The sequence below is a fragment of the Aquirufa sp. A-Brett2-15D genome (assembly GCF_054558735.1).
Genome location: NZ_JBSKFT010000001.1, coordinates 241,164 through 265,002 on the forward strand (window position 1 = coordinate 241,164; position 23,839 = coordinate 265,002).

At 37.8% G+C, this 23,839-nt stretch carries 20 protein-coding genes and 1 tRNA gene; 13 read left to right on the top strand and 8 right to left on the bottom strand.

Annotated elements, in window-relative coordinates:
* Positions 1 to 8: 8 nt before the first annotated feature.
* From ACST14_RS01090 to ACST14_RS01100, 3 genes are read right to left on the bottom strand one after another with little or no spacing between them, the layout of a single operon-like run.
* Positions 9 to 1,403, bottom strand: a complete 1,395-nt coding sequence (locus ACST14_RS01090) for a bifunctional UDP-3-O-[3-hydroxymyristoyl] N-acetylglucosamine deacetylase/3-hydroxyacyl-ACP dehydratase (RefSeq protein WP_459459700.1) — start codon at positions 1,401 to 1,403, stop codon at positions 9 to 11.
* Between the two features lie 8 nt (positions 1,404 to 1,411).
* Positions 1,412 to 2,419: a UDP-3-O-(3-hydroxymyristoyl)glucosamine N-acyltransferase gene (lpxD, locus tag ACST14_RS01095; RefSeq protein ID WP_459459702.1), complete on the bottom strand. Its 1,008-nt coding sequence runs from the start codon at positions 2,417 to 2,419 to the stop codon at positions 1,412 to 1,414.
* Positions 2,420 to 2,459: 40 nt separating this feature from the next.
* Positions 2,460 to 3,704 (bottom strand): HD domain-containing protein, encoded by a 1,245-nt coding sequence (locus tag ACST14_RS01100; protein ID WP_459459704.1) that lies wholly within the window; start codon positions 3,702 to 3,704, stop codon positions 2,460 to 2,462.
* An 88-nt stretch (positions 3,705 to 3,792) separates the two neighbouring features.
* On the opposite strand from ACST14_RS01100, the gene ACST14_RS01105 reads away from it, so the two are divergent.
* The 3 genes from ACST14_RS01105 to ACST14_RS01115 all read left to right on the top strand — a co-directional run bounded on the left by ACST14_RS01105 (position 3,793) and on the right by ACST14_RS01115 (position 5,730).
* Positions 3,793 to 3,866, top strand: a tRNA-Ile gene (locus ACST14_RS01105).
* A gap of 202 nt (positions 3,867 to 4,068) precedes the next feature.
* Positions 4,069 to 5,211, top strand: coding sequence for a hypothetical protein (locus ACST14_RS01110; protein ID WP_459459706.1), 1,143 nt, complete (start codon positions 4,069 to 4,071; stop codon positions 5,209 to 5,211).
* Between the two features lie 3 nt (positions 5,212 to 5,214).
* Positions 5,215 to 5,730 carry a T9SS type A sorting domain-containing protein gene (locus tag ACST14_RS01115; protein WP_459459708.1) on the top strand — a complete coding sequence of 172 codons (516 nt, stop codon included), beginning with the start codon at positions 5,215 to 5,217 and terminating at the stop codon, positions 5,728 to 5,730.
* Here ACST14_RS01115 and ACST14_RS01120 read toward each other — a convergent pair whose 3' ends face one another.
* Positions 5,731 to 7,785 carry a c-type cytochrome gene (locus ACST14_RS01120; protein WP_459459710.1) on the bottom strand — a complete coding sequence of 685 codons (2,055 nt, stop codon included), beginning with the start codon at positions 7,783 to 7,785 and terminating at the stop codon, positions 5,731 to 5,733. It abuts the gene before it with no gap.
* A gap of 132 nt (positions 7,786 to 7,917) precedes the next feature.
* Between ACST14_RS01120 and rhaT the strand changes: the two genes are divergently transcribed.
* The 6 genes from rhaT (at position 7,918) to ACST14_RS01150 (ending at position 15,913) form a co-directional block, all read left to right on the top strand.
* Complete coding sequence (rhaT, locus tag ACST14_RS01125; protein ID WP_459459712.1) at positions 7,918 to 8,970, top strand: L-rhamnose/proton symporter RhaT; 1,053 nt, start codon at positions 7,918 to 7,920, stop codon at positions 8,968 to 8,970.
* A gap of 151 nt (positions 8,971 to 9,121) precedes the next feature.
* A complete protein-coding gene (leuC, locus tag ACST14_RS01130) occupies positions 9,122 to 10,525 on the top strand; it encodes a 3-isopropylmalate dehydratase large subunit (protein WP_459459714.1) in 1,404 nt (467 codons plus the stop codon).
* A gap of 21 nt (positions 10,526 to 10,546) precedes the next feature.
* Complete coding sequence (leuD, locus tag ACST14_RS01135; protein WP_459459716.1) at positions 10,547 to 11,137, top strand: 3-isopropylmalate dehydratase small subunit; 591 nt, start codon at positions 10,547 to 10,549, stop codon at positions 11,135 to 11,137.
* A gap of 25 nt (positions 11,138 to 11,162) precedes the next feature.
* A complete protein-coding gene (locus ACST14_RS01140; protein ID WP_459459718.1) occupies positions 11,163 to 12,656 on the top strand; it encodes an alpha-isopropylmalate synthase regulatory domain-containing protein in 1,494 nt (497 codons plus the stop codon).
* Between the two features lie 14 nt (positions 12,657 to 12,670).
* Positions 12,671 to 13,741: a 3-isopropylmalate dehydrogenase gene (gene leuB, locus ACST14_RS01145; protein ID WP_459461231.1), complete on the top strand. Its 1,071-nt coding sequence runs from the start codon at positions 12,671 to 12,673 to the stop codon at positions 13,739 to 13,741.
* A 72-nt stretch (positions 13,742 to 13,813) separates the two neighbouring features.
* Positions 13,814 to 15,913: a S9 family peptidase gene (locus ACST14_RS01150; RefSeq protein ID WP_459459720.1), complete on the top strand. Its 2,100-nt coding sequence runs from the start codon at positions 13,814 to 13,816 to the stop codon at positions 15,911 to 15,913.
* Between the two features lie 130 nt (positions 15,914 to 16,043).
* Here the strand turns inward: ACST14_RS01150 and ACST14_RS01155 are convergent, their stop codons facing one another.
* Complete coding sequence (locus ACST14_RS01155; protein WP_459459722.1) at positions 16,044 to 17,108, bottom strand: M42 family metallopeptidase; 1,065 nt, start codon at positions 17,106 to 17,108, stop codon at positions 16,044 to 16,046.
* Positions 17,109 to 17,245: 137 nt separating this feature from the next.
* On the opposite strand from ACST14_RS01155, the gene pfkA reads away from it, so the two are divergent.
* A complete protein-coding gene (pfkA, locus tag ACST14_RS01160) occupies positions 17,246 to 18,220 on the top strand; it encodes a 6-phosphofructokinase (protein ID WP_459459724.1) in 975 nt (324 codons plus the stop codon).
* On the opposite strand, the gene ACST14_RS01165 is transcribed toward pfkA, so the two are convergent.
* Complete coding sequence (locus tag ACST14_RS01165; protein ID WP_459459725.1) at positions 18,217 to 18,852, bottom strand: YdcF family protein; 636 nt, start codon at positions 18,850 to 18,852, stop codon at positions 18,217 to 18,219. The two genes, pfkA and ACST14_RS01165, sit on opposite strands and share 4 nt — an antisense overlap.
* 151 nt (positions 18,853 to 19,003) lie before the next feature.
* Between ACST14_RS01165 and ACST14_RS01170 the strand changes: the two genes are divergently transcribed.
* Positions 19,004 to 20,392, top strand: coding sequence for a DUF4369 domain-containing protein (locus tag ACST14_RS01170; protein WP_459459727.1), 1,389 nt, complete (start codon positions 19,004 to 19,006; stop codon positions 20,390 to 20,392).
* 2 nt (positions 20,393 to 20,394) lie between these two features.
* Here the strand turns inward: ACST14_RS01170 and ACST14_RS01175 are convergent, their stop codons facing one another.
* On the bottom strand, positions 20,395 to 20,928 hold the full coding sequence (locus tag ACST14_RS01175; protein ID WP_459459729.1) for a septal ring lytic transglycosylase RlpA family protein: 534 nt from the start codon (positions 20,926 to 20,928) through the stop codon (positions 20,395 to 20,397).
* Positions 20,929 to 21,081: 153 nt separating this feature from the next.
* Between ACST14_RS01175 and ACST14_RS01180 the strand changes: the two genes are divergently transcribed.
* Together ACST14_RS01180 and ychF are read left to right on the top strand one after the other, a co-directional pair.
* Positions 21,082 to 21,399 carry a DUF3276 family protein gene (locus ACST14_RS01180; protein ID WP_459459731.1) on the top strand — a complete coding sequence of 106 codons (318 nt, stop codon included), beginning with the start codon at positions 21,082 to 21,084 and terminating at the stop codon, positions 21,397 to 21,399.
* Between the two features lie 91 nt (positions 21,400 to 21,490).
* Positions 21,491 to 22,594: a redox-regulated ATPase YchF gene (gene ychF, locus ACST14_RS01185; RefSeq protein ID WP_459459733.1), complete on the top strand. Its 1,104-nt coding sequence runs from the start codon at positions 21,491 to 21,493 to the stop codon at positions 22,592 to 22,594.
* 16 nt (positions 22,595 to 22,610) lie between these two features.
* Here the strand turns inward: ychF and ACST14_RS01190 are convergent, their stop codons facing one another.
* Entirely contained in the window at positions 22,611 to 23,837 is a 1,227-nt protein-coding gene (locus ACST14_RS01190; protein ID WP_459459735.1) for a type IX secretion system plug protein, read from the bottom strand.
* Between the last annotated feature and the right edge of the window lie 2 nt (positions 23,838 to 23,839).

The following is a 23,839-nucleotide window of genomic DNA, read 5'->3' on the forward strand; positions in this document are numbered from 1 at the left end:
TTTTAAACTTAGGACTTACGCACTAAACTGGCAGTCATTTCTGCCTCACAAACTACAACACCAGCGACATAAGCCTTACCAGTCATTTTTGCAATACCTCTACGAATAGGGGCTTGAAGTTCACATTTAAAGATAATGGTATCCCCAGGTATGACACTTCTTCTAAAACGGCAATTTTCAATACCTACTAGATAGGGCCAATAGTTTTCTGGATCATCTACTGAACTCAATACGAGAATTCCACCTGTTTGTGCCATGGCTTCTATTTGCATAACCCCTGGCATGACGGGATTGTTAGGGAAGTGACCCATGAAGTAATTTTCGTTCATGGTGACATTTTTTACCCCCACCACACTATTATCATCTAAATAAATGATTTTATCAATCATTTGGAAAGGATAGCGATGCGGCAATAATTCATATACGCGTTCGTGAGAAAATATAGGAGGCTGCTTGGGGTCATAAACAGGTACTTTATTTTTCTCTGCTTCTAACATCAACTTCTTAATTTTTCTGGCTAATTCTATATTAGAAGCATGACCAGGACGTGACGCTAAGATTTGAGCTTTAATAGGACGCCCTACTAAGGCTAAATCCCCCATTAAATCTAATAATTTGTGGCGTGCCATCTCATTGCTGAAATGCAAATTGGTATTATTAAGTATCCCAGCTTCTTTAGAAACAGAGATTTTAGGTTTCCCCAAAACATCCGATAAATGAGCTAATTCTGCTTCAGAATAATCTTTATCAGCTATAACGATAGCATTATTTAAATCACCACCTTTAATTAATCCAGCCTTATATAATACTTCTATTTCATGCACAAAACAGAATGTTCTGCACATAGAAAAATCTTTTTCAAATTGAGACACATGGCTCAGATTAGCGTGTTGGCTTGTTAGAAATTTGGAATTATAATCCACCATTACCGCTATACGGTAGTCATTCAGAGGTAATGCCGCAAGTTCAATTCCATTTTCTAAATCCTTGAATCGAACTTCCTCTGTAATTTCAAAGAATTTGCGGTGCGCATCTTGTTCTACTAAAACAGCGTCTTTTAGTGCTTCTACGAATTTGATGGAACTTCCATCCATGATAGGAGGTTCTGGGCCATCTAATTGAATGAGGATATTATCTACTTCAAGACCCACGAGTGCCGCTAAAACGTGTTCAACAGTGTTAATACGGGCGCCATTATGCTCAATTGTTGTTCCGCGCGATGTGTCTACTACATAGTCTACATCCGCATCTGCTATTGGTTGACCTGGTAAATCAACACGCTGAAATTTGATCCCATGGTTAGCAGGAGCAGGTAAAAATGTCATATTGGCAACTACGCCAGTATGTAAACCTATTCCAGATAGGGATACAGCATTGGTAATAGTATGTTGCTTATTGTTCATACGCGATATTAAGATTCTAATCGTTTTAATAAGTCCGGTAATTGACGTAATAAAGCATTACGTTTCAAATATTCGCTATTAGGGGAGGCCGGTGTCCCACCTAATATTTGTCCTTCTTTGCGGACCGTTTTAGTTACCCCTGATTGAGCGGTAACTATGGTTTTATCTGCTACAGTAATATGTCCTGCTACTCCTACTTGCCCACCAATTAAACAATTTTTGCCTATTTTAGTAGATCCTGAAACGCCCGTTTGTGCGGCAATGGCCGTATTTGCTCCAATTTCTACATTGTGAGCTATTTGAACTAAATTATCAATTTTAACACCCTTTTTAATCAGAGTGGAACCCATGGTTGCTCTATCAATGGTCGTATTTGCACCCACACTAACTCCGTCTTCTAACACGACATTTCCTAATTGAGGAATGGTAGTGAAGGTTCCGTCTGCTTGTGGAGCAAACCCAAAACCATCAGATCCAATGACTGCATTAGCGTGAAGCGTACAATTGTCTCCAATAATCGTATCGTTATAAATAACCACACCGGGATAAATCACACAATTATTGCCAATACTAACTTTGTTACCTATCGTTACATGAGCGGCAATGTACGTATTGTTGCCTATGCATGACTCTGATCCAATGCTTGAAAAAGGTCCTAAATATAAATCTAAACCGGTTTTAGCCGTAGATGCGACAAAAGTAGGTTGTTGGATACCAACTTCTTTTATACTTGTAAATTCTTGGTATTTCTGAAGTAGAATAGTGAATGCGGAGTAAGGATCTTTTACCTTGATTAAGGTAGCTAGAGGCTTTTCTTTTAAGATTAAATCAGTAGCTATAATGATGGCCGTTGCCTTGGATAGGTATAAAAACGACTCATATTTAGGGTTAGCAAGAAAGGATATACTACCTTCCTGTCCATCTTCAATTTTATTAAACGCCGTAATACTAGCTGAACCATCACCATCTACTGTTCCTTGAATTAATTGGGCTATTTGATCAACAGTAAATTTCATTCGGTCAAACGATGTTTAATAAGGGCTAAAAGAATTTCCTTTAGCTCAATTCTCCTTGCAAATATACGCTCTTTGGACAACAAAAATAGTATTTTTTTACAATCTTACTTAATGCTTGTATGGTCGGTAAATCGGATGCTTCAAGTAACTCGACCACATGACCTTGTTTGTCGACCATTTTGATCGTGTTATCGCCCTGTACATAGGCGGCGTTTGAAGTGGAGCCTTCTACCACAAAATAGGATAGTTCTTCATCCGTAATGCCGTATTCACGTTTGATGTTTTCTTCTATTTCGACTCTTTTTGCTTTAGGAAGTGGCTGAGAGCCTAATTTGCAGGTGAATAATTTTCTGGCCAAAAAGTGAGTACATAAATGCTTTAGTATTTTATCACTTGCATTTTTCCACTCTTTAATAGCTGCCCAAACATCGTGGTCATCTAATTCAGTAAAGGCTATAAGTAAACTCTCATTCTTAGAAAATTCGTCCCAGGTATAGGTGCCTTTTAAAAAGGTTTTTAGTGGGCCTGAGCAGGGAAGCTTTTGGCCTTCTGAAAATAAATATTTAGCTCGTCGTAAAATTTGAATCAACATCGTTTCAGCTGCAATGGCTGTTTTATGTAAATAGACTTGCCAGTACATTAAACGCCTAGCCATCAGAAAGTTTTCGGTGGAATAAATCCCCTTTTCCTCGATGACTAATTGTTCGTTATTCAAATCCATCATGCTTAAGAGCCGCTCAGAACCGATAAATCCTTCTCTTACCCCCGTGTAGAAGGAATCTCTACTCAAGTAGTCTAAGCGATCTACATCTAATTGTGAGGATACTAATTGATGGAAGAATTTGCGGGGATATTTATTTTCAAATATTTCGATGGCTAAACGCAGGCGGCCAGAAAAATGTTGATTTAATTTGGCCATCAAAAGAGTTGATACATCTTCGTGTTTTACCTCGTTCAGCAACGTATATTCTAATACATGCGAAAATGGCCCATGACCAATATCATGTAATAAAATAGCGATTTCTGCTCCTTCTCGCTCTTCAGTTGAAATAGGATAGCCCTTTGCTTTTAGATTGTCTAATGCTTGATCCATTAAGTGCATGGCACCTAAGGCATGATGAAATCGTGTATGATGTGCGCCAGGATAAACAAATTCAGCTAGCCCTAACTGTTTTATACGTTTAAGTCGCTGAAAATAAGGATGATCAATAAGTTCAAGAATTAATGGATTATTGATTTTGATAAAACCATAAATCGGGTCATTAATTATTTTAGTCTGGAACATAGGATATTCTTTTCCGAAATTTAGCTAAAAAGGTTAGTATTCCTTAATTTTGTGTCACATTGAATTCCTTTTATAGGATGTACAATGCGGACTTGTAGCTCAGTTGGTTAGAGCATCTGACTCATAATCAGGGGGTCCATGGTTCGAGCCCATGCTGGTCCACTCTTTTTTTACCATACTCTTGATAAGGGAGTATGGTTTTTTTTTAAGCAAATATGCTCGACTGCCTTTTAAAATCAGGACTTACTAATTTTCCCAAAGCGCGTAAATTTTGTTTTAGCATCTTTACAGCTCAATATATATAGCATTTAGTTTTTCATTCCGTATTATTTTGTACATTACAATTATAACTAACCACTTAATAATGCTGTTTCTTTTTCAATCGATTTTCGTCATGACGCTATTTACTAGCTTTATGACACCTTCGATCATTTTCCTGAAATCTAGGGGTACCTTATTCGCTAATCCGAATATCTATTTAGCTATTCTTTTTTTTATTTCTGGGATTTATTGTTTGACCATTTATTCGATGTCCTTAGGGCATAGTCTTTTATTTACGGTCTTGTTATATGGAAATTTTTCCTCTATCTACTTTTTAATTGGTCCGCTGATCTACTTTTATTTACGAAGTTTGAGAAGTGGAAATACGAAAATAGGGTGGTCTGATTTTTGGCATTTTATTCCTTTTATACTCGTATTTCTAGATACGATTCCGTATTATTTATCTCCTTATGCCTATAAAGTAGGAGTTGTAAGGCAAGTATTTAGTGATTGGACGTCTATATTCTCTTTTCAATTAGGTTTCGTTTTTAATGCAGCTCATTTGTATCTAATCCGACCCTTATTGTTGACATTTTATACGGTCTGGGGTATTCGCTATTTAAGGAAAAATGAGGTTTATTTTTATCAAGTCATTAATGCAGGGAAGTGGTTATTTATTTTTCTGTTACTTCAATTAGTAGTTTTTGTTGGGATGAGTTCGGTGTTTTTGGGAGTGTGGTTAGAAAATACTCGGGGATATTCATTTTTGAATCACCCTGCGGAGATAAAGTTTATCTCCTTACTTGCCTATATGGTGATGGTTTGCACCTTGTACCTATTTCCTCAGGTTATCTATTTAAATGCAGAGCGATTTAAGCGGTTTTTGCATCCTCAGGAAGAGTTTTATTATAAGATGGATCAAGCTATTAATGCTATTTATATTTTTGACAAACCGTTTTTGAACCCGAAATTGACTTTGCATCAATTCGGGGAATTAGTCCAAATCGATAAAAAGGTTTTGCATGATTTTTTTGAACTTTATCTTTTCACTAACTTCACCGATGAAATGAATCGCCTGCGTGTTCAATTTGCCAAGAATTTGATAAAGCAAGGTTGTTTGCAAAAATCTTGTTTGCAAAATTTGTTCAAGGAATCAGGATTCGATTGTGCAGAAGATTTTGCTTTTTATTTTGCGGAATTTGAAGGTAAAAGTGTAAAAGAGTTTATTCTTACATTAAAAAAATAAATTATGAAAAGTGTTCTATTTGCATTCATTATGCTTGGTTTTTCTACGTTAGCCTTCTCACAAAAAGTGATTAGTTCATCAATTGGAGCTGGTGGTGCTACCACGGTAGTGGAGGGTAAATATTATTCCCAAATCATCGGGCAGCAAAGTGCCGTTACCGGTACATCTTCTTCTGGTGGTGTTGTAGTTCGCCAAGGTTTTAAGCAACCATCTTTATTAGCTCGCAGTATTGCAGCATCTGGCATTAAATTGAATGTACAAGAAGAGAATCCGATTACTTATACCGCTTTTCCTAATCCATTTGTTGATAAATTAACTATTGGTTTTTCTGTACCTAGTACAAAACCTACATTTGTGGCTATTTATGATCAATTAGGGTCAGTTATATTTCAGCACACTTATGAGGCTCCGATTAAAGAAATTGTATTTAGTGATTTCTCTGGTATTCGGGTAGGCAAATATGTGTTGCACGTAATCTCTTCAGGAAAGCCATTTGCAACCACGATTGTAAAAGAGTAATTAAAGGCTAAAAGCTACGTATTTATTGCCTTTGGGAGTTCCTAATTTTGTTCCTCCACAGGCGATGACAATAAATTGTTTTCCATTCACTAAATAGGTGGATGGTGTCGCGAAAGCTGCTGCTGGTAATTGTATAGCCCGTAGCAGCTTTCCTGTTTTACTTTCATAGAATCGTAATTTACCGTCTTTTGCCGCCCCTATAATTAGTAATCCACTAGCAGTAATTATAGGTCCACCATAATTTTCAGCCCCCGTTCCGGTTATTCCTTTTTGAGCCAGTGCAGGTTCATCTCCAAATGGTATTTTCCAAAGGTATTTTCCCGTATTTAAATCAATGGCATTAAGCGTTCCCCAAGGTGGAGATAAGGCGGGTAGGCCTTTGGAATCAAGGAATTTATTATACCCTGTCATCTGATAAGGGGGTTGATACCCTTTTGTTTTAGTGGCGGATATTTCTTTAGGAACTTCATTTAAGATATACGTCAAAATATTTTCTTTTTCAGCTGAAGAGAGGTGGCTAAACCCGGGCATCATCCCTTTACCATTGTTGATGATTTGTTGAATATAGGTTCTCGACTTTCTGGAAGAAATATCCACAAGCGAAGGATATCCACTTAATGGATTACCCTTTTTGTCTGTACCATGACAAGAAATGCAATTGCTTTGATAAGCTTTAGCTGCTGGATTATTGACAAGTGCAGACGGAACCATGGTTTGAATCCAGCCCATTTCGTTACTATTAACGTATAATATTCCATTCGGATCAGCAGCGGCGCCTCCCCATTCTCCGCCACCATCATATCCAGGTAAAATAAGATTTCCCTTTTCTGAAGGTGCAGCATGCCAATCCTTATTTACTAAAGCGAGCGTACTTACTAATTCATCTCTATTCTCAGCGTAAGGGGAAATGTCATTCAATCCAATTTCGGAAGATAATCTTGCGTAGGGTTTAGGTAGGGTAGGATAAGGTTGTGTTAACCAAGCTTTTTCTCCTTTTAGTGTGGATGCAGAAACTTTTTTCTCTAGGATAGGAAAAAGAGGTTTTCCGCTTTTACGGTCAAAAAGAAAGACAAAACCCTGTTTGCTTATTTGCGCCACGGCTGAGATCTTTTTTCCTTGGTGAGTCACCGTAATTAAATTAGGTGGCGCAGGTAAATCACGATCCCATAAATCATGGTGAGTGGTTTGGAAATGCCATAATCGCTTACCTGTTTTCGCGTCTAAGGCAAGCAGACAATTTGAATACAAATTAGTTCCTTTTCTATTTCCACCATAAAAATCATATCCGGCTGAACCTGTAGGTACAAAAAGAATACCTTTTTCATTATCTACAGCCATGCCTGCCCAATTATTAGCGGCTCCGGTATGGGTATTTTTGTACGCATCCTTTGGCCAAGTAGCATATCCTGACTCCCCTGGATAAGGTATGGTGTGGAAAGTCCAAACTAATTTGCCAGTGATTACATCAAAAGCGCGTATATCTCCAGGTGCAGCATCTGCTCCTTCTGATAAGCGTACAGGCATAATAATTAAGTTATGATAGATCGTACCTGGTGTATTAGAAATAATAAATTTAGTAGCGGCTATCTTAGGTAAACCTAGGTGAAGATCAATTTTACCTTGATTTCCAAAACTGGCAATCGGTTTTCCCGTCTCCGCATTCAAAGCCCAAAGATTAGGTCCTGCCGTATATAAGATTCGTTTCTCAATTCCATTTGTCCAAAAACTAACCCCTCTCGATGTGCTGGACCAGTTTTTTACTGGATCACCAAATCGCCAAATTTCGCGACCCGAAGACGCATCTAATGCAAATGCCTGAACTGAAGCACTAACTCCGTAGAGGATTCCTTTGACGATGAGTGGATTGACTTGCATTTGACCCGAATCAGGTAAACTGTATTCCCATGCCACCTTTAATTGATCCACATTGCTGGGATTAATTTGTGTGAGCGTTGAATAATGGTTTCGGTCGGCTCCGCCTAAATATTCGGACCAATCTTCTGATGAGGAGAAAGCAAGGGCGATTATAGCTAAGAAGAGTAGTCTTTTATACATAATTATTCAATTTATAATGCTAGTTTAGTGTGATTTTAGCTCTAATCCTTATCAAAATGAAATTATTTGTTCTATTAGGGATTTCAAACCCTACGTAGGGCTTCTTATACATTTACAATTAATCTATAAAAAATGGGTTCGATTTTAGGTCTTTTCTTTCACTCCTTGGGTGGATTTGCTTCAGGTAGTTTTTATATTCCTTATCGGAAGATTCAAGTATGGTCTTGGGAGAGTGCCTGGATAGTGGGTGGGGTTTTTTCGTGGTTAATTGTGCCTATTTTAGCAGCATGGTTGACCATTCCTGATTTTATGAATATTATTCAAACCATTGATTCAGATACGTTTTTTTGGACCTTTGTATTTGGCGTATTGTGGGGGATCGGTGGCTTGACTTTTGGTTTAGCCATGCGTTATTTAGGGATGTCATTAGGTATGTCCATTGCTCTAAGTTTGTGTAGTATTTTCGGTGCTTTAGTGCCACCTATCTATCGAGAATTAGCTGGTGTGGACGGAGATACGATTTCGCAAATTGCTGGAAGTACGGGTGGTCAAGTGGTATTATTGGGGATTTTAGTTTGTGTATTTGGCATTTTTCTCTGCGGAAAGGCTGGTATGATGAAAGAGAGCGAATTATCGCAAGAGCAGAAACAAGAAACGATAAAGGAATTTAATTTAACAAAAGGTTTACTTGTTGCCATCATCTCTGGTTTATGTTCTGCCTGTTTTAATTTTGGTATCGAAGCCGGAAAGGATATGGCAGATGTTGCGGTAGCTAAAGGTTGTGATCCGTTGTTTCAAAATAATGTCATTTTCATCGTGGTTCTTTGGGGTGGCTTTTTAACAAATTTCGTTTATTGCATGTACCTGAATTTTGCCAATAAATCCTTTGGTGATTATTTAAATGCAAAAGCTCCACTTCGAATGAATTACCTATTTGCCGCAGTGGCAGGCACCACCTGGTTTCTTCAATTCTTTTTTTATGGAATGGGCGAAAGTAAATTAGGCAATGGGGCTAGTTCCTGGATTCTTCATATGGCGACCATTATCATAACGTCTAATTTCTGGGGGCTTTACTTCAAGGAATGGAAAGGTGTATCATCGAAGACGATGAGAACAGTTATGGGAGGAATTGCGGTTATATTAATTTCTGTGATTATTGTAGGAATTGGTAATTCGATTAAATAAGCCTTCGTTTTTATTTCGCACGTATTCCTTTTATCTCTATTTTATTTGGCAAAATTCCCATTTAACAGGGTATTTGCTTTGCATTTTTGCAAAAAAAACGCGATTTTTGTAGCTTAATTATAATTAAAGCGCTTTTAAATTCTAGTATATAATGAGCAATTCCCCTTCCACCTTATTTGATAAAGTATGGGATTCACATGTCATTCGTAAAATTGCTGATGGTCCAGATGTTTTCTTTATTGACCGTCATTTTATTCATGAAGTGACTTCCCCTGTTGCCTTTTTAGGTCTATTAACACGTGGTATTGGTGTTTTATCTCCAGAACGCACTTTTGCGACAGCGGATCATAATACGCCCACTATTAACCAACATTTGCCAGTAGAAGATCCGCTGTCTGCGAATCAACTTTTGCAATTGGAAAAAAATACGGCGAAGTATGGTATTTCTCACTGGGGTTTAGGTAATCCGAAGAATGGTATTGTTCACGTGGTAGGACCAGAAAATGGTATTACCCTACCTGGTATGACGATTGTTTGCGGTGATTCACACACGTCTACGCACGGTGCTTTTGGCGCTATTGCTTTTGGAATAGGTACTTCAGAAGTGGAGATGGTACTTTCTTCACAATGTATTATGCAGCCTAAGCCTTTGAAAATGCGTATAAACGTGAATGGGGTGTTAGGAAAAGGAGTTACGCCTAAGGATGTGGCTTTATACATTATTTCAAAATTATCGACTTCAGGTGCTACGGGTTATTTCGTAGAATATGCAGGGGATGTTTTTGAAAAAATGTCTATGGAAGGTCGCATGACGGTTTGTAACTTAAGTATTGAGATGGGTGCTCGGGGTGGAATGATTGCTCCTGACCAAACCACATTTGATTACATCGATGGTCGTGAATTAGCTCCTAAAGGCGCTGATTGGGATAATCAATTAACCTATTGGAAAACATTGAAAACAGACGCAGGTGCTTCATTTGATGAGGAAATCACCTTTTTAGCATCTGATATTGAACCGATGATTACCTACGGAACGAACCCAGGTATGGGTATGGGAATTTCTCAACATATTCCGAATGCGGATGATGTAGAGGGTGGCGTAGCTACTTATGAAAAGTCATTAGAATATATGGGCTTTGCTCAAAACGATTCAATGATCGGTAAAAAAGTGGATTATGTATTTATCGGTTCTTGTACAAATGGACGTATTGAAGACTTCCGTGCCTTTGCTTCGATTGTAAAAGGTCGCAAGAAAGCAGAACATGTAACGGCTTGGGTAGTTCCAGGATCTCATGTGGTAGAAGCGCAGATTAGAGAAGAAGGTATTTACGATATATTAACTGAAGCAGGATTTGCTTTACGTCAGCCAGGTTGTTCGGCTTGTTTAGCGATGAATGATGATAAAATACCGGCAGGTAAATATGCAGTGAGTACGTCTAATCGTAATTTTGAAGGTCGTCAAGGCCCGGGTTCTCGTACTTTATTAGCTAGTCCTTTAGTCGCTGCGGCGGCTGCGATTACGGGTGTGGTAACTGACCCAAGAGAATTTTTATAAGATCGAATAAATAAAAGCAATATGGCTTACGATAGTTTTAATGTAGTAAAAAGTTCCGCAGTACCTCTTCCAATTGAGAATGTGGATACAGATCAAATCATTCCAGCTCGTTTCTTGAAAGCGACTGAGCGTACGGGTTTTGGAGATAATTTGTTTAGAGACTGGCGTTATGATAAGAATGATGCACCTAAGGCTGACTTCATTTTAAATAATCCGATTTATTCAGGTAAGATTTTAGTGGGAGGCAAGAACTTTGGTTCTGGTTCTTCTCGTGAGCACGCGGCTTGGGCTATTTATGATTACGGATTTCGTTGCGTTGTATCTTCTTTCTTCGCGGATATTTTCCGGGGAAATGCTATTAATGTAGGTGTTCTTCCCGTTCAGGTTAGTCCTGAGTTTTTACATGAGATATTCACTGCGATTGAAGCGGATCCCAAGGCTGAATTAGAAGTTAGCTTACCCGATCAAAAAATTACGATTGTTACTACTGGGGCATTTGAGAATTTTGCCATTAACGGATACAAGAAAAATAACTTATTGAATGGTTTCGATGATATTGATTATTTGCAAGCCATGAAATCAGAAATCAGTGCATTTGCTGTAAACCGCTAATCATTTGAAACGTCACATAGAAATAATGGATACGACCCTTCGCGATGGGGAACAAACCAGCGGAGTATCGTTTTCAGCTTCCGAAAAGCTAACTATTGCTCAATTGCTGTTGACTGAATTAAAGGTCGATCGCATTGAGATTGCCTCAGCACGTGTTTCTGAGGGTGAGTTTCAGGCGGTTAAAAAAATTACTTCCTGGGCGAGCGCAAATGGATTTCTCGATAAAGTAGAAGTTTTGACCTTTGTGGATGGAGGAACCTCAGTACAATGGATGTTAGATGCGGGAGCTAAGGTGATGAATTTATTGACCAAAGGTTCTTTAAATCACCTCAAACACCAATTAAAGAAAACCCCTGAGCAGCATTTTAAAGAAATTGAAGAGACCATCTCCCTAGCAAAATTAAACGGATTATCAGTTAATGTCTACTTAGAGGATTGGAGTAATGGAATGCGTAATAGCGCAGACTATGTTTTTCAATACCTGGATTTTTTAGTTACTCAACCTATTGAGCGTGTTTTATTGCCTGATACGTTGGGAATATTAACTCCTTATGAGGTTTGCGTTTTTATAAAGCAATTAATTACTCGTTATCCCCAAACACATTTTGATTTTCATGCGCATAATGATTACGATTTAGCAACGGCTAATGCCTTAGAAGCAGTGCGTTGTGGAGCTCATGGCTTACACTTAACTGTTAATGGAATGGGTGAGAGAGCTGGAAATGCTCCTTTAGCCAGTGTAATAGCTGTATTAAATGATTACCAGACGGATGTGAAGACCTCCGTTTGCGAGAAGTCCTTGTACCGGGTAAGTAAATTAGTGGAAACCTTTTCCGGTTTCCGCATTCCGGTAAATAAGCCGGTGGTAGGAGAAAATGTGTTTACCCAAACTGCTGGTATTCATGCGGATGGAGACAAAAAGAATAATTTATACCACAATGATTTGATGCCGGAGCGTTTTGGCAGAGAGCGAAAATATGCTTTAGGTAAAACGTCTGGGAAAGCGAATATTGAAAATAATTTAGCGGCATTAGGGATCCAATTATCTGATGAAGATTTAAAGAAGGTTACCCAACGTATTATTGAATTAGGGGATCGCAAAGAGGTTGTTACTCAAAATGATCTTCCTTACATCATTTCGGATGTATTAGATAGTAATGCGATAGAAGAGCGTGTTCAAGTATTGAATTATGTTTTAACGCATTCTAAAGATTTACGTCCGTCTGTTACCTTGAAAATTTCGATTAATGGCGAAATTTTTGAAGAGCACGCGCAAGGCGATGGTCAATACGATGCTTTTATGAAAGCGTTAGGAATAATTTTTGAGAAGCATGGTAAGATTTTACCTCTTCTAAAGGATTATGCTGTGCGAATTCCACCAGGAGGGGATTCTGATGCCCTTTGTGAGACGATTATTACGTGGTCGGATGCAGGAAAAGAATTAATTACAAGAGGTTTAGATTCTGACCAAACCGTGTCAGCAATCAAAGCCACTAAAAAAATGTTGAATTTGATTTAATAAAAATAATAATGGTGAAGAAGCATATTTTAATTGTTCCAGGTGATGGAATTGGTCAAGAGGTAACAGAAGTAGGTAAAAAAGTATTAGAGAAAATTGCGGCTAAATTTGGTCACGAATTTACGTATGATGAAGCATTAATTGGTCACGTCGCTATCGAAGCAACGGGGGATCCATTGCCAGCTGAGACTTTGGCAAAGATGAAAGCCTCAGATGCCGTTTTATTCGGTGCCGTAGGTCACCCTAAATACGATAATGATCCTTCGGCTAAAGTTCGTCCAGAACAAGGTTTATTGAAAATGCGTAAGGAATTAGGTCTATATGCGAATTTACGTCCGATTAAATTATTTGATGAGTTATTAAGTGCCTCTAGTATTAAAGAAGAGATTTTAAGAGGAGCAGATATTTTATTCTTCCGTGAACTGACAGGGGATATTTATTTTGGTGAGAAAGGACGTAAGAATAATGGTGATACGGCTTATGACGTAGCGGAATATAGCCGGTTTGAAGTGGAGCGTATCGGTCGCAAAGCTTTCGAAGCAGCGCGTACACGTAAAAAGCATTTAGTTTCTGTCGATAAGGCGAACGTGTTAGAATCATCTCGTTTATGGCGAGAAGAGATTCAGAAACTTGCTTTAGAATATACAGATGTAACAGTGGAATACCAGTTCGTGGATACGACAGCCATGTTATTGATTAAAGATCCGAAACGTTTTGACGTAGTGGTGACAGCGAATTTATTTGGTGATATATTAACTGATGAGGCCTCTCAAATTGCAGGTTCTATGGGTATGTTAGCTTCTGCTTCTATCGGTGATGGAACAGGGGTTTATGAGCCTATTCACGGTTCAGCACACGATATTACGGGTAAAGGTATAGCTAATCCGATGGCCTCTGTATTATCAGTTGCCCTTTTATTAGATATTTCTTTTGGAATGAAAGCGGAATCCGAAGTGGTTATTAATGCGGTGGACCAAGTTTTAAAGAAAGGTTACCGAACTGGTGATATCGCTGATGCGTCTACAGATAAATCAATGATTTTAGGTACTGATGCAATCGGTGAAGAGATTTTGAAATTGATTTAATCGAATTAACTCGTATTTTTATGCTCAGCGTCTTCGGATACTGAGCATTTTTTTTACCTAGATATTTCCTCTATGAAACACGTATTCTTATTACTTATCTCTTTTACTGTTTTTTGCCAAAGTCCCAAAGAGAAAATCCTAGTCACCGATTTACTCCAAATTAAAACGGCTGGCAAACCACTCGTCTCACCGTCAGGTACACAATTTCTTTATACGGTGAGCTCCATTGTGGATGATCCAGATAAAAAAGGGGACTTTGTCTATCAAACGCACCTGCATCTAGGAAATCTTTCCACAGGAGAAACGCGCGCATTAACAGCGGGCAAAAATTCGATTTCATCTCCATCTTGGAATCCTGATGGAACTAAAATTAGCTTTACGCGAGATATGGGTTCAAAATCTCAGGTATATGTGCTAGATCTAGCAGGAGGGGAGCCCCAAGCCATAACAAGTTTACCATTTTCGGTATCCAATCCCATGTGGTCTGCCTCAGGTAAAGAAATCTTTTTTCAATCCTCGTTTACGGTTAAGGAATTTTTAGCTGATTCCGTTTATAATAAGAGAGGTTTAGCGCCTTCCTGGACATTAGAGAAACCTATGCTTTCTGGCGTTTCAAAAAAAACAAAATCTAATCCAAACGGATCCATCGATGAAGTTCGTGCCTATTTAGTTCAAAATGAGGTGGATAAGAAAGCAAAAGTCATTAATCGGTTGAATTTTCAAGAAGAAAGCACGACTACCTCTGAATTACCTTTGCCGGCTTTATTCAAAACGAGCCTAAACGGAAAGCCGGAATTAGTTAATAACCCTTTTCAGCGTTGGTCGGATTTTGAAATTTCAAGTAAAGGGATTTATGCAATTATTCCCGCTGATTCAGTAGCGCATCCAGACAAAGTGTTGGATTCTTATATTGGTTTTGGGTCAAAAGTTGTTTACCAAAAAGGTGGATACCGGATGTCTAATTTAACCTTATCTCCCTCAGAAAAATGGTTAGCTTTTCAAGAAGCTAAATCTACAGGGGTTCAAAATGCCTCCTTACAAATAATATCGCTTACAAATCCCGCTTTACTTATTAAGGTTCCAATGGATCGCGTTATCACGCAAGTGAGATGGTCTGCAGATGAGACTAAACTCTATTTTACTGCTCAAAATCAAGGGGCGGCTCCATTGTATGCTTTTGACCTAGTTTCAAAACAAGTGAAGCAAATAACAGATAATACCACAGGTATTTTAGGGTTTGATATCATTAATAATGGATTTATTTATGCCAAAACTGGGATCGAAAATCCCTCTGAAATTTACCAGCAATCTGCGGATTCAGTTAGAACCTTTACAACATTAAATTCAGGATGGTTAGCTTCGAAAAGTATTGTTCGTCCTACTAAACATACTTTTACGAATGCCAAAGGTCAAATAGTCGATTATTGGGTGATGAAACCCGCTGAATACATAGCAGGTCAGAAATACCCGCTTGTTTTAGAGATTCACGGTGGACCTTCTGCCATGTGGGGAACAGGCGAGGCGAGTATGTGGCATGAATTCCAATATTATGCGGCAAAAGGAATGGGCGTAGTTTACGCGAATCCACGTGGTTCAGGTGGTTATGGATCTGATTTTTTAGCCTCTAATGTAAAAGACTGGGGAGCTGGTCCTACATCCGATGTGATGAAAGCTATGGATTTAACAATTTCTGAAGGATGGGCAGATACGACACAACTAGCTGTAACGGGTGGTTCTTATGCTGGTTATCTAGTGGCTTGGATTGTAGGCCATACAAACCGCTTCAAAGTAGCTTGTGCCCAAAGAGGTGTATACGAATTAACGACCTTTATGGGCGAAGGTAATGCTTGGCGTTTGGTTCCTAATTATTTTGGTGGTTATCCGTGGGAGAAATCCACTAAAGCAATTCTAGATAGAGAATCACCTTATTCCTATGTCCAAAATATCAAAACACCTCTTCTCATCTTTCATGGCGAGAATGATTTACGCACAGGTGTCATTCAAGGAGAGATGCTCTATAAAAGTCTTAAAGTACTTGGTCGTGATGTAGAATATGTGCGTCATCCTGGCGGAACGCACGAATTAACTCGCTCAGGCAATAACCGCCAGCGAATTGATCAGATGCTAAGGACGTATGAGTTTTTCTCTCGCTATCTTAAATTGAAAGAATAAAGCATAAAGCACAAAGAATAAAGTTGGATAACAAAAAAAGGGAGCATTGCTCACTTTTTTTGTTTCTTTCACAGAGGATTTTAATTAAATCACGGTTATAAATTATTGCGTAGCACAATTTAAACCGTTTTTAATTAAAATAACGCCAATCCTCCCCACCCTTCAACTTCAACAAACACTGATAAATCAAATCAATCACCGCATTCATATCATCCTTTGCAATGGTCTCAACGGTGGTATGCATATATTTCAAAGGTAAGCTGATTAATGCCGAAGCAACACCTTCCGTTGCATAGGCAAACGAATCGGTGTCTGTGCCGGTGGAACGAGATACGGCTTGTCTTTGGAACTCAATCTTATTTTCTTGCGCTACATCGATGATGAAATCGCGCACATTATTCTGTACCGCTGGTCCGTAACAAATAACGGGACCCTTACCACAGGACATATCGCCTTGTGTTTTCTTATTATACATAGGGGATTGCGTGTCGTGGGTAACATCAGTAATGAATGCCAAATCCGGTTTTAATCGACGAACGATCATTTCAGCACCACGCAAGCCTATTTCTTCTTGAACAGAATTGACCACGTAAAGAGTAAAAGGTAATTTTACTTTATTCTCTTTTAATCTTCGAGCCACCTCCGCGATCATATAACCACCGATGCGATTATCTAAAGCACGACCTACTAAGTATTTGCCGTTTAATTCCATTAACCCATCTTCAAACGTAACTACCGTTCCTACGTGGATTCCCATTTCTTCTACTTCCTTTTTATTTGCCGCCCCACAGTCGATGAAGATGTCAGCGATGGCTGGTGCTTTGTCTTTGGCAATATCACGCACATGAATAGCAGGCCATCCAAAAATACCTTTCACCACTTTATCTTTCGTATGAATATTAGCTCGCATAGACGGAGCAATTAAGGCATCCGAACCACCATTTCGGCGTAAGAATAAATAACCATTATCATCAATATAATTGACAAACCAAGAAATTTCATCCGCATGCGCCTCGATAACAACCTTGTAAGGTTGACCTGGATTTATAACCCCTACGGCAGTACCATAGGTATCTATGATTTTTTCGTCGATGAAAGGTTGAATATAATCTAACCAAATTTTTTGGCCACTTGCCTCAAATCCAGTAGGGGATGCGTTATTTAAATAAGCGTATAAAAATTCATTTGCGTTCATATGCGGAATAAAATTTAATTTGATCTTCCCAAATTTACGTTTTTATTGCTTTTTAAATAGTAAAAAGGAAGGTAAAAAGACAGAAAGATTGTATTTTTGAATGATTAAGAGGTCTAAGAAAATTTAATTTACAAGAGATGAAGAAAATAGCTGTATTTACATCAGGTGGAGATGCGCCGGGAATGAATGCATGTATTCGCGCGATTGTTCGGGGGGCTGCTTACCATGAGGTTGAAGTCTTTGGAATTGTACGTGGATATAATGGTATGATTAAAGGGGATATTATTCCTTTAAACTCTCAATCTGTTAGTAATATTATTCAACGTGGTGGCACTATTCTGAAATCTGCTCGTTCTAAGGAATTCATGACCACAGAAGGTCGCCTAAAAGCATACGATAAATTACAAGAATTAGGTATTGAAGGATTAGTGGCGATAGGGGGTAATGGTACATTTACCGGTGCGGAGATTTTTTATAATGAATTTAAAATTCCTACTGTAGGTGCTCCAGGTACTATTGATAATGATTTATTCGGAACAGATTATACCATTGGTTTTGATACAGCGGTTAACACCGCCCTAGATGCAGTGGATAAAATCCGGGACACAGCAGATTCGCATGATCGTGTTTTTTTTATCGAAGTAATGGGCCGTGATTCTGGCTATATTGCGATACAATGCGCTATTGCAGGCGGTGCGGAGTCTGTTATGATTCCAGAGAATTTGACGTCAGTGGATGAAGTGACAGCTATTCTTCAAAAAGGATTTGATAAGAAAAAATCGTCTTCTATTGTGATTGTAGCGGAAGGGGATGAAGAAGGTAATGCCCAAATCATAGCTAAGAAAATCAAAGACAAGATGGGCGAAAATTTAGATATTCGTGTGACCACTTTAGGACATATTCAACGTGGTGGAATACCTACCGCATCTGATCGTATTTTGGCTAGTAGACTAGGCTTAGGCGCTCTCGAAGGTTTATTACGTGGTGAGAAAAACGTGATGGCGGGTGTTGTGAATAATCAATTAATTTATACCCCATTCCATGATACGATTACTAAGAAAAAGCCCGTTTCAGAAGATTTAATTCGGATGGTAGAAATTTTGTCTACTTAGGCAAAACCTACGATCTTATAAATAACATAACCCGCGATTTCTCTGATTAATTCAGCGAACTTAGTCAGATTTCTTTCTTCAGGAATAATTCGATCAAGGATACCCGAATAGGTATCCTTTTTCTTTATATCAGCAGGGAATTCGTCGATGAGGAAACCTTCCTTAGTGTAGCAGGCTTTTGCCCTAGGCATATGCATGGCAGAGGTAACTAAAACCATTCGTTCACTCAAATAAGGTTGAAGCATTTTCTTTGTATTCACTGCATTTTCATGTGTATTTCTGGCATTTTCCTCTAAAAAAATATCTTTTTCATTTACGCCCATGGCGATTAATACTTCTTTTACTTTTTTACTTTCTTTAGTTGCATCAACTTTTAAACCTTTGATATTTACGTTCCCTCCCGTAATTAATAGTCGCTTAACTTTTCCTTGTTTATATAATAATAGCGGTTGAATAAATCGATCTGCGGTTTCTCCTGTGCGATATCCATTTCCAGCGCGCATCATTCCACCCCCTAAGATAATACACCATTGATAGGGCTTATTTAAGTTGGTTTGCGGGCTTTCATAGGCTAAATAGCATTGATTAACGAACCAGCCATTACTGAATAGTAATAACATAGCTATGCTCATAGCAATAAATCGTTTTGAAAAGCGACTAAAGTAAGCAAAGCCAAGTAGGATAAATATCCAGCAAATTGGTTGAAGTAAAAAGTCAAGTATTTTAGAAAGGATAAAAAACATTGTAAATTTGAATGTGTTAATACAAATTTATTCTAATCTTATGAAAGTAGTCGGTTCTCTTCTTTTTATTTTATTATTCGGTACGTGTTCGTTTGCACAGTACGATATTAAGGGAAAAATTACCGGTTTGTCTAAATCGGAAGTGTATTTAGCTCATTATTTTGGTTATAACCAACAAGTCATTAAAGACACAGTAATGGCTAACGAATTAGGTGAATTTCAATTTAAAGGCAATGAGTCATTACCTAAAGGTTTATACCTGATATCGTTTCTCAAATCTAAGTATATCGATGTGGTTTTGGAGGAAGCTAATTTTTCTTTTTCACTTGATACTACCGATATTTTAAAATCCATCTCTTTCGTTAATTCCTCCGAAAATACCGCATTTTATGCTTTTCAACGTAAGATGAATGATTTATACACCGCAATAAATCAACCTAATTTAGCTCCTGTTCAGAAGCAAATTTTAAATAAAGAAATTCAAGCTTTTCAAAATATATGGAAGTCCGAAAATTCCGGATTGTTTGTGACTAAGTTAATTGAATCATCTTTTGACCCTGAAATTCCTGTGTATACAGGTTCTTTAAAATCAAAAGCGGATACTACTAAAATGCAACTGTATCAGTACCAGTATTATAAGAAACATTACTTTGATGGTTTAGATTTAACCGATGAGCGAATGGTCAGGACGCCTTTTTTGCAAAGAAAATTAGAACGGTTTTTTAAGGATTTAGTCGTTCAGGATCCTGATTCGATTGCAAGGGAATCTGATTTTATTTTGGCCAAAGCAAAGGATACCGATATTCGTCGGTACATCATTTACAAAATTGCAAGTACCTACGAGAATAATCCCATTTTAGGCACAGAAGGAGCTTTCGTACATTTGGCTGAGAAATATTATATCGGAGAACCAGCTTTATGGGATTCGAGTACAGTTCGACGGATGAAAGAAAGGGTAGCAATTATTAAGCCTTTATTGATTGGAAAACCTTTTCCTAAGATGAGTTTAACCGATGTTTCTGGGAAGGAATTAAATATAGCGACTTTGCCCTTTAAATACACCATTGTCTTTATTTATGATCCAGATTGCAGCCACTGCAAGGAAGAGACTCCGAAGTTGTTTGCCTTAAATGATTATTTTAAATCTAAAAATATAGGTGTAGTGGCCAGTTCCATTGTGCGCGATAAACAAGCTTGGAAGAATTTTATAAAGGAATTTAAAATTAGTTCTTGGATCAATGGGATAGATATACATACGAATCCCACAACAGGTAAAGATGAATATTACACCGATTTTAAGAATACTTTCGATGTTTATTCTACGCCGATAGTCTATGTATTAGATCAGCAAAAGAAAATTGTGGGTAAGCGTATTTCTGTGGAAAATTTGAAGGATTTTATTCAATATGTAGAGAATAAGCGTAAATAAGTCTATCGTTTGTTATACTTTTTATTGATATACTTTTTGTTTTTTACGTTCTTCTTCATTTTGTAATGAGTCTTGTATTTTAGACGGGACTCTTGGTAGTAATTTCTGCTAAACTTAGGATTACTCTCCAGTGAAAGTTTTTGGTAAGGGATAAGCATTAATTCATTCTCGAATCCAACGATCTTGATCTTAACTTTTACAAGTCCTATTTTCTTCAGGTTTAATTTTTTTGCTGCTGCCTCTGATAAATCAATTACTCTTCCTTTTAGATAAGGCCCTCTATCATTTATTCGTACGATAACGCTTTTGCGACTTGCTAGATTAGTTACTTCCACTAAGGTATTAAATGGGAATTTTTTATGTGCAGCTGTTAATGCTGTTTTGTTTAACCGTTCACCGCTGGCCGTTTTTTTGCCATAAAATGAGTTAGCATAAAAAGAGGCAATCCCTACTTTTTCATATCCTAAATCTTGCCCTTTAGTTAATAAAGGTAAAAATAGTGTCAGAAATAGTAGTAAAATAGGTGATTTTATCATTCACAAAACACGTTGAGATTTTAAAGGTGTAGTTTTAAATCGGGATAAAAAAATGTAGGGTTTGAGCTGCTTTGCTTAAATTTTTTGATTTTTTTTGAGTGAATCAGAATAAATAGTAGATTTACAAATTGTGAAACCATAATTTATATACTAGTGGAAGAAAGAGATAGAGAAGAATTATTTTCTAAACGTATTCGGGCAGGAAAGCGGACATATTTTTTTGATGTAAAGTCAACCCGTTCTCAAGATTATTACATTACCATAACAGAAAGTCGTCGTCATCAAAAAGAAGATGGTGTCGTGTATGAAAAACACAAGATGTTTTTATACAAAGAGGATTTCGATAAATTTATAGAGGGTTTGAATGAGGCAGTTAATCATGTGAAGACAGAATTAATGCCAGACGTTGATTTTACCTCTTTTAATCGTGATGAAGATGAGTTTGGTGGGACTGATTTAAAATGGGAATAGTTCTTATCTAAATTATTTGAAAAAGCCTCTGAGAAATCAGGGGCTTTTTGATTTTTAGCCGTACTTTTGTCCTTTCATTTTTAAAATAACTATGGGATTAACTTGTGGAATCGTCGGATTGCCTAATGTAGGTAAATCAACTTTGTTTAGTGCTATTTCTTCTAATAAAGCAGAAGCAGCAAATTATCCGTTTTGTACGATAGAACCCAATGTGGGTATTGTTACGGTACCAGATGATCGTTTAAATATTTTAGCTGAATTAGTTAAGCCTAATCGTATTTTACCTACCGTAATTGAGTTCACAGATATAGCTGGATTAGTGAAGGGAGCTTCTACGGGAGCAGGTTTGGGAAATAAATTTTTAGCTAATATTAGAGAAGTGGATGCTATCATTCACGTAGTACGTTGTTTTGAAGATGAAAATATTATTCACGTGGAAGGACGAGTAAATCCAGTAAGTGATAAAGAAATCATTGATTTTGAACTTCAAATTAAGGATTTAGAATCAATAGATAAAAAGATATCTAAGACTGAAAGGGCTGCAAAGGCAGGGGATGCGAAAGCGAAGGCTGAATTAGCTGCGTTGTTGCAATTTAAAGTCACTTTAGAAAAAGGCAATTCGGCTCGTACGGTTGTTATGGACGAAGATCTTCGTATGGCAGCTATTGGAGATTTATATTTATTAACTGATAAGCCCGTGATTTATGTGGCTAACGTGGATGAAGCATCCATTTCAGCAGGAGGAAATGAATATGTGGACGCATTAAAAGCGAATGTGGCAGCAGAGAATGCGGAAGTGGTGGTTGTTTGTGCAGCCTTAGAGGCCCAAATCGCAGAGATGGAAGATATGGATGATCGCGCTATGTTCTTAGAGGAATACGGCCTAAAAGAATCTGGATTAAGTAAATTAATTCGTAGTTCTTATCATTTATTAAATCTGATTACCTATTTCACTGCAGGAGTGCAAGAGGTCAGAGCTTGGACGATTCAAAAGGGTTGGAAAGCGCCAGCTGCGGCAGGTGTTATTCACACCGATTTCGAGCGAGGATTTATTCGCGCAGAAGTGATAAAATTAGCCGATTATGTGGCATATAAAACGGAAGCCGGTTGTAAAGAGGCAGGAAAATTAAGTGTGGAAGGCAAAGATTATACGGTTTCTGATGGTGACATCATGCACTTCCGCTTCAACGTCTAGCATAACTGCCCACTGTCTACTGCCCACTGATCACTGTTGTATACCCTACGAGCGAATCGTACCTAGTACCTGGCTTTTGATAGTAAATAAGTAACTCGTATATATTTTCTGTTTGAGAATAATTTCCCTCTAATGTCACGTTAGAGGGATTTTTGCTTTTGAACTGGTAATTATAAATTCCCTGCTTCAAAGTTTGTGTATTTTCAAGGTAGCCGGTCTCCTTGTTTAATAGTAAAACGGAGGACATCTTAAACTCATTAAATCCGCCCACCACATAAATTTCATCTGTCGTATCTACAGGTTTTAATCGAAAAGTACATTGAACATAATCAGCCTGCAAGGGATTATCGCGATTTTCATATGATTCGATAACGTAGGATCCATTTAAGTCATTTCTCTGTACATAAGGAAACATTCCTTGCGCTTGTTCTAGCTGCGTGCTAATTCGGTTTATTTTTTCAGCAGTTTCAATATGTTCTACAAATGATAGTTTTTGTTGGGAACTTCTAAGATCTATGAGTCTGAATTCATTAGAACCTGCGAATGCATTTTCTTGATTAAAGAAAGGAAAGACAAGGCTGTTTTCTTGGCTATTATATTGTCCTGCTGGTAATTTCAGTAACAGATTTTCGGACTGATGGTTTTGGCGAACTTCAATATGAAGTTGATCATCACCTGTGAAGTTTAGGTTAGGAGGGATGTTTAACTTAAAATTAATGCTTTGGTGACTTGGGCGCAAAGCATTTGTCCTAGCAAAGGAGAATTGAGTTTGTAGTTGTATGATCTGCTCAGCTACAGAGAAGCGTACGGAAAGTACCGTATCACGCTTATTCCGTTTGTTATATACCATGGCAATATAATTACCACTTACTTTTACGGTTGGAATAGGGACAGAATAATGAAGATATGGGACTTTAGTTCCTAGTGAGGATTCTGGATTTCTAAGTGGGAAATCATTGAAATCTTGTAAATATTCTATTTCTGCTAAAGATGACGGTTTCCAATCCGCTTGGCAGTGAATTAATCTAAAATAATAGTTCGGATAATTTAACCCTAAATCATCAAATTGAAGACTTGATTTGCTTTCAGACCCTCTATTTAAAACGACATTTGGATGCTGAAAAGCACTTTCATTTTGAATGAATACGGTCTTTATAGCTGGATGGTGAATCCTTGACTGTATTTGGCTATCTGCACAAAAAGGAAGACTTAAAATCAGCAAAAGCGAAAAATAGGTCTTCATGT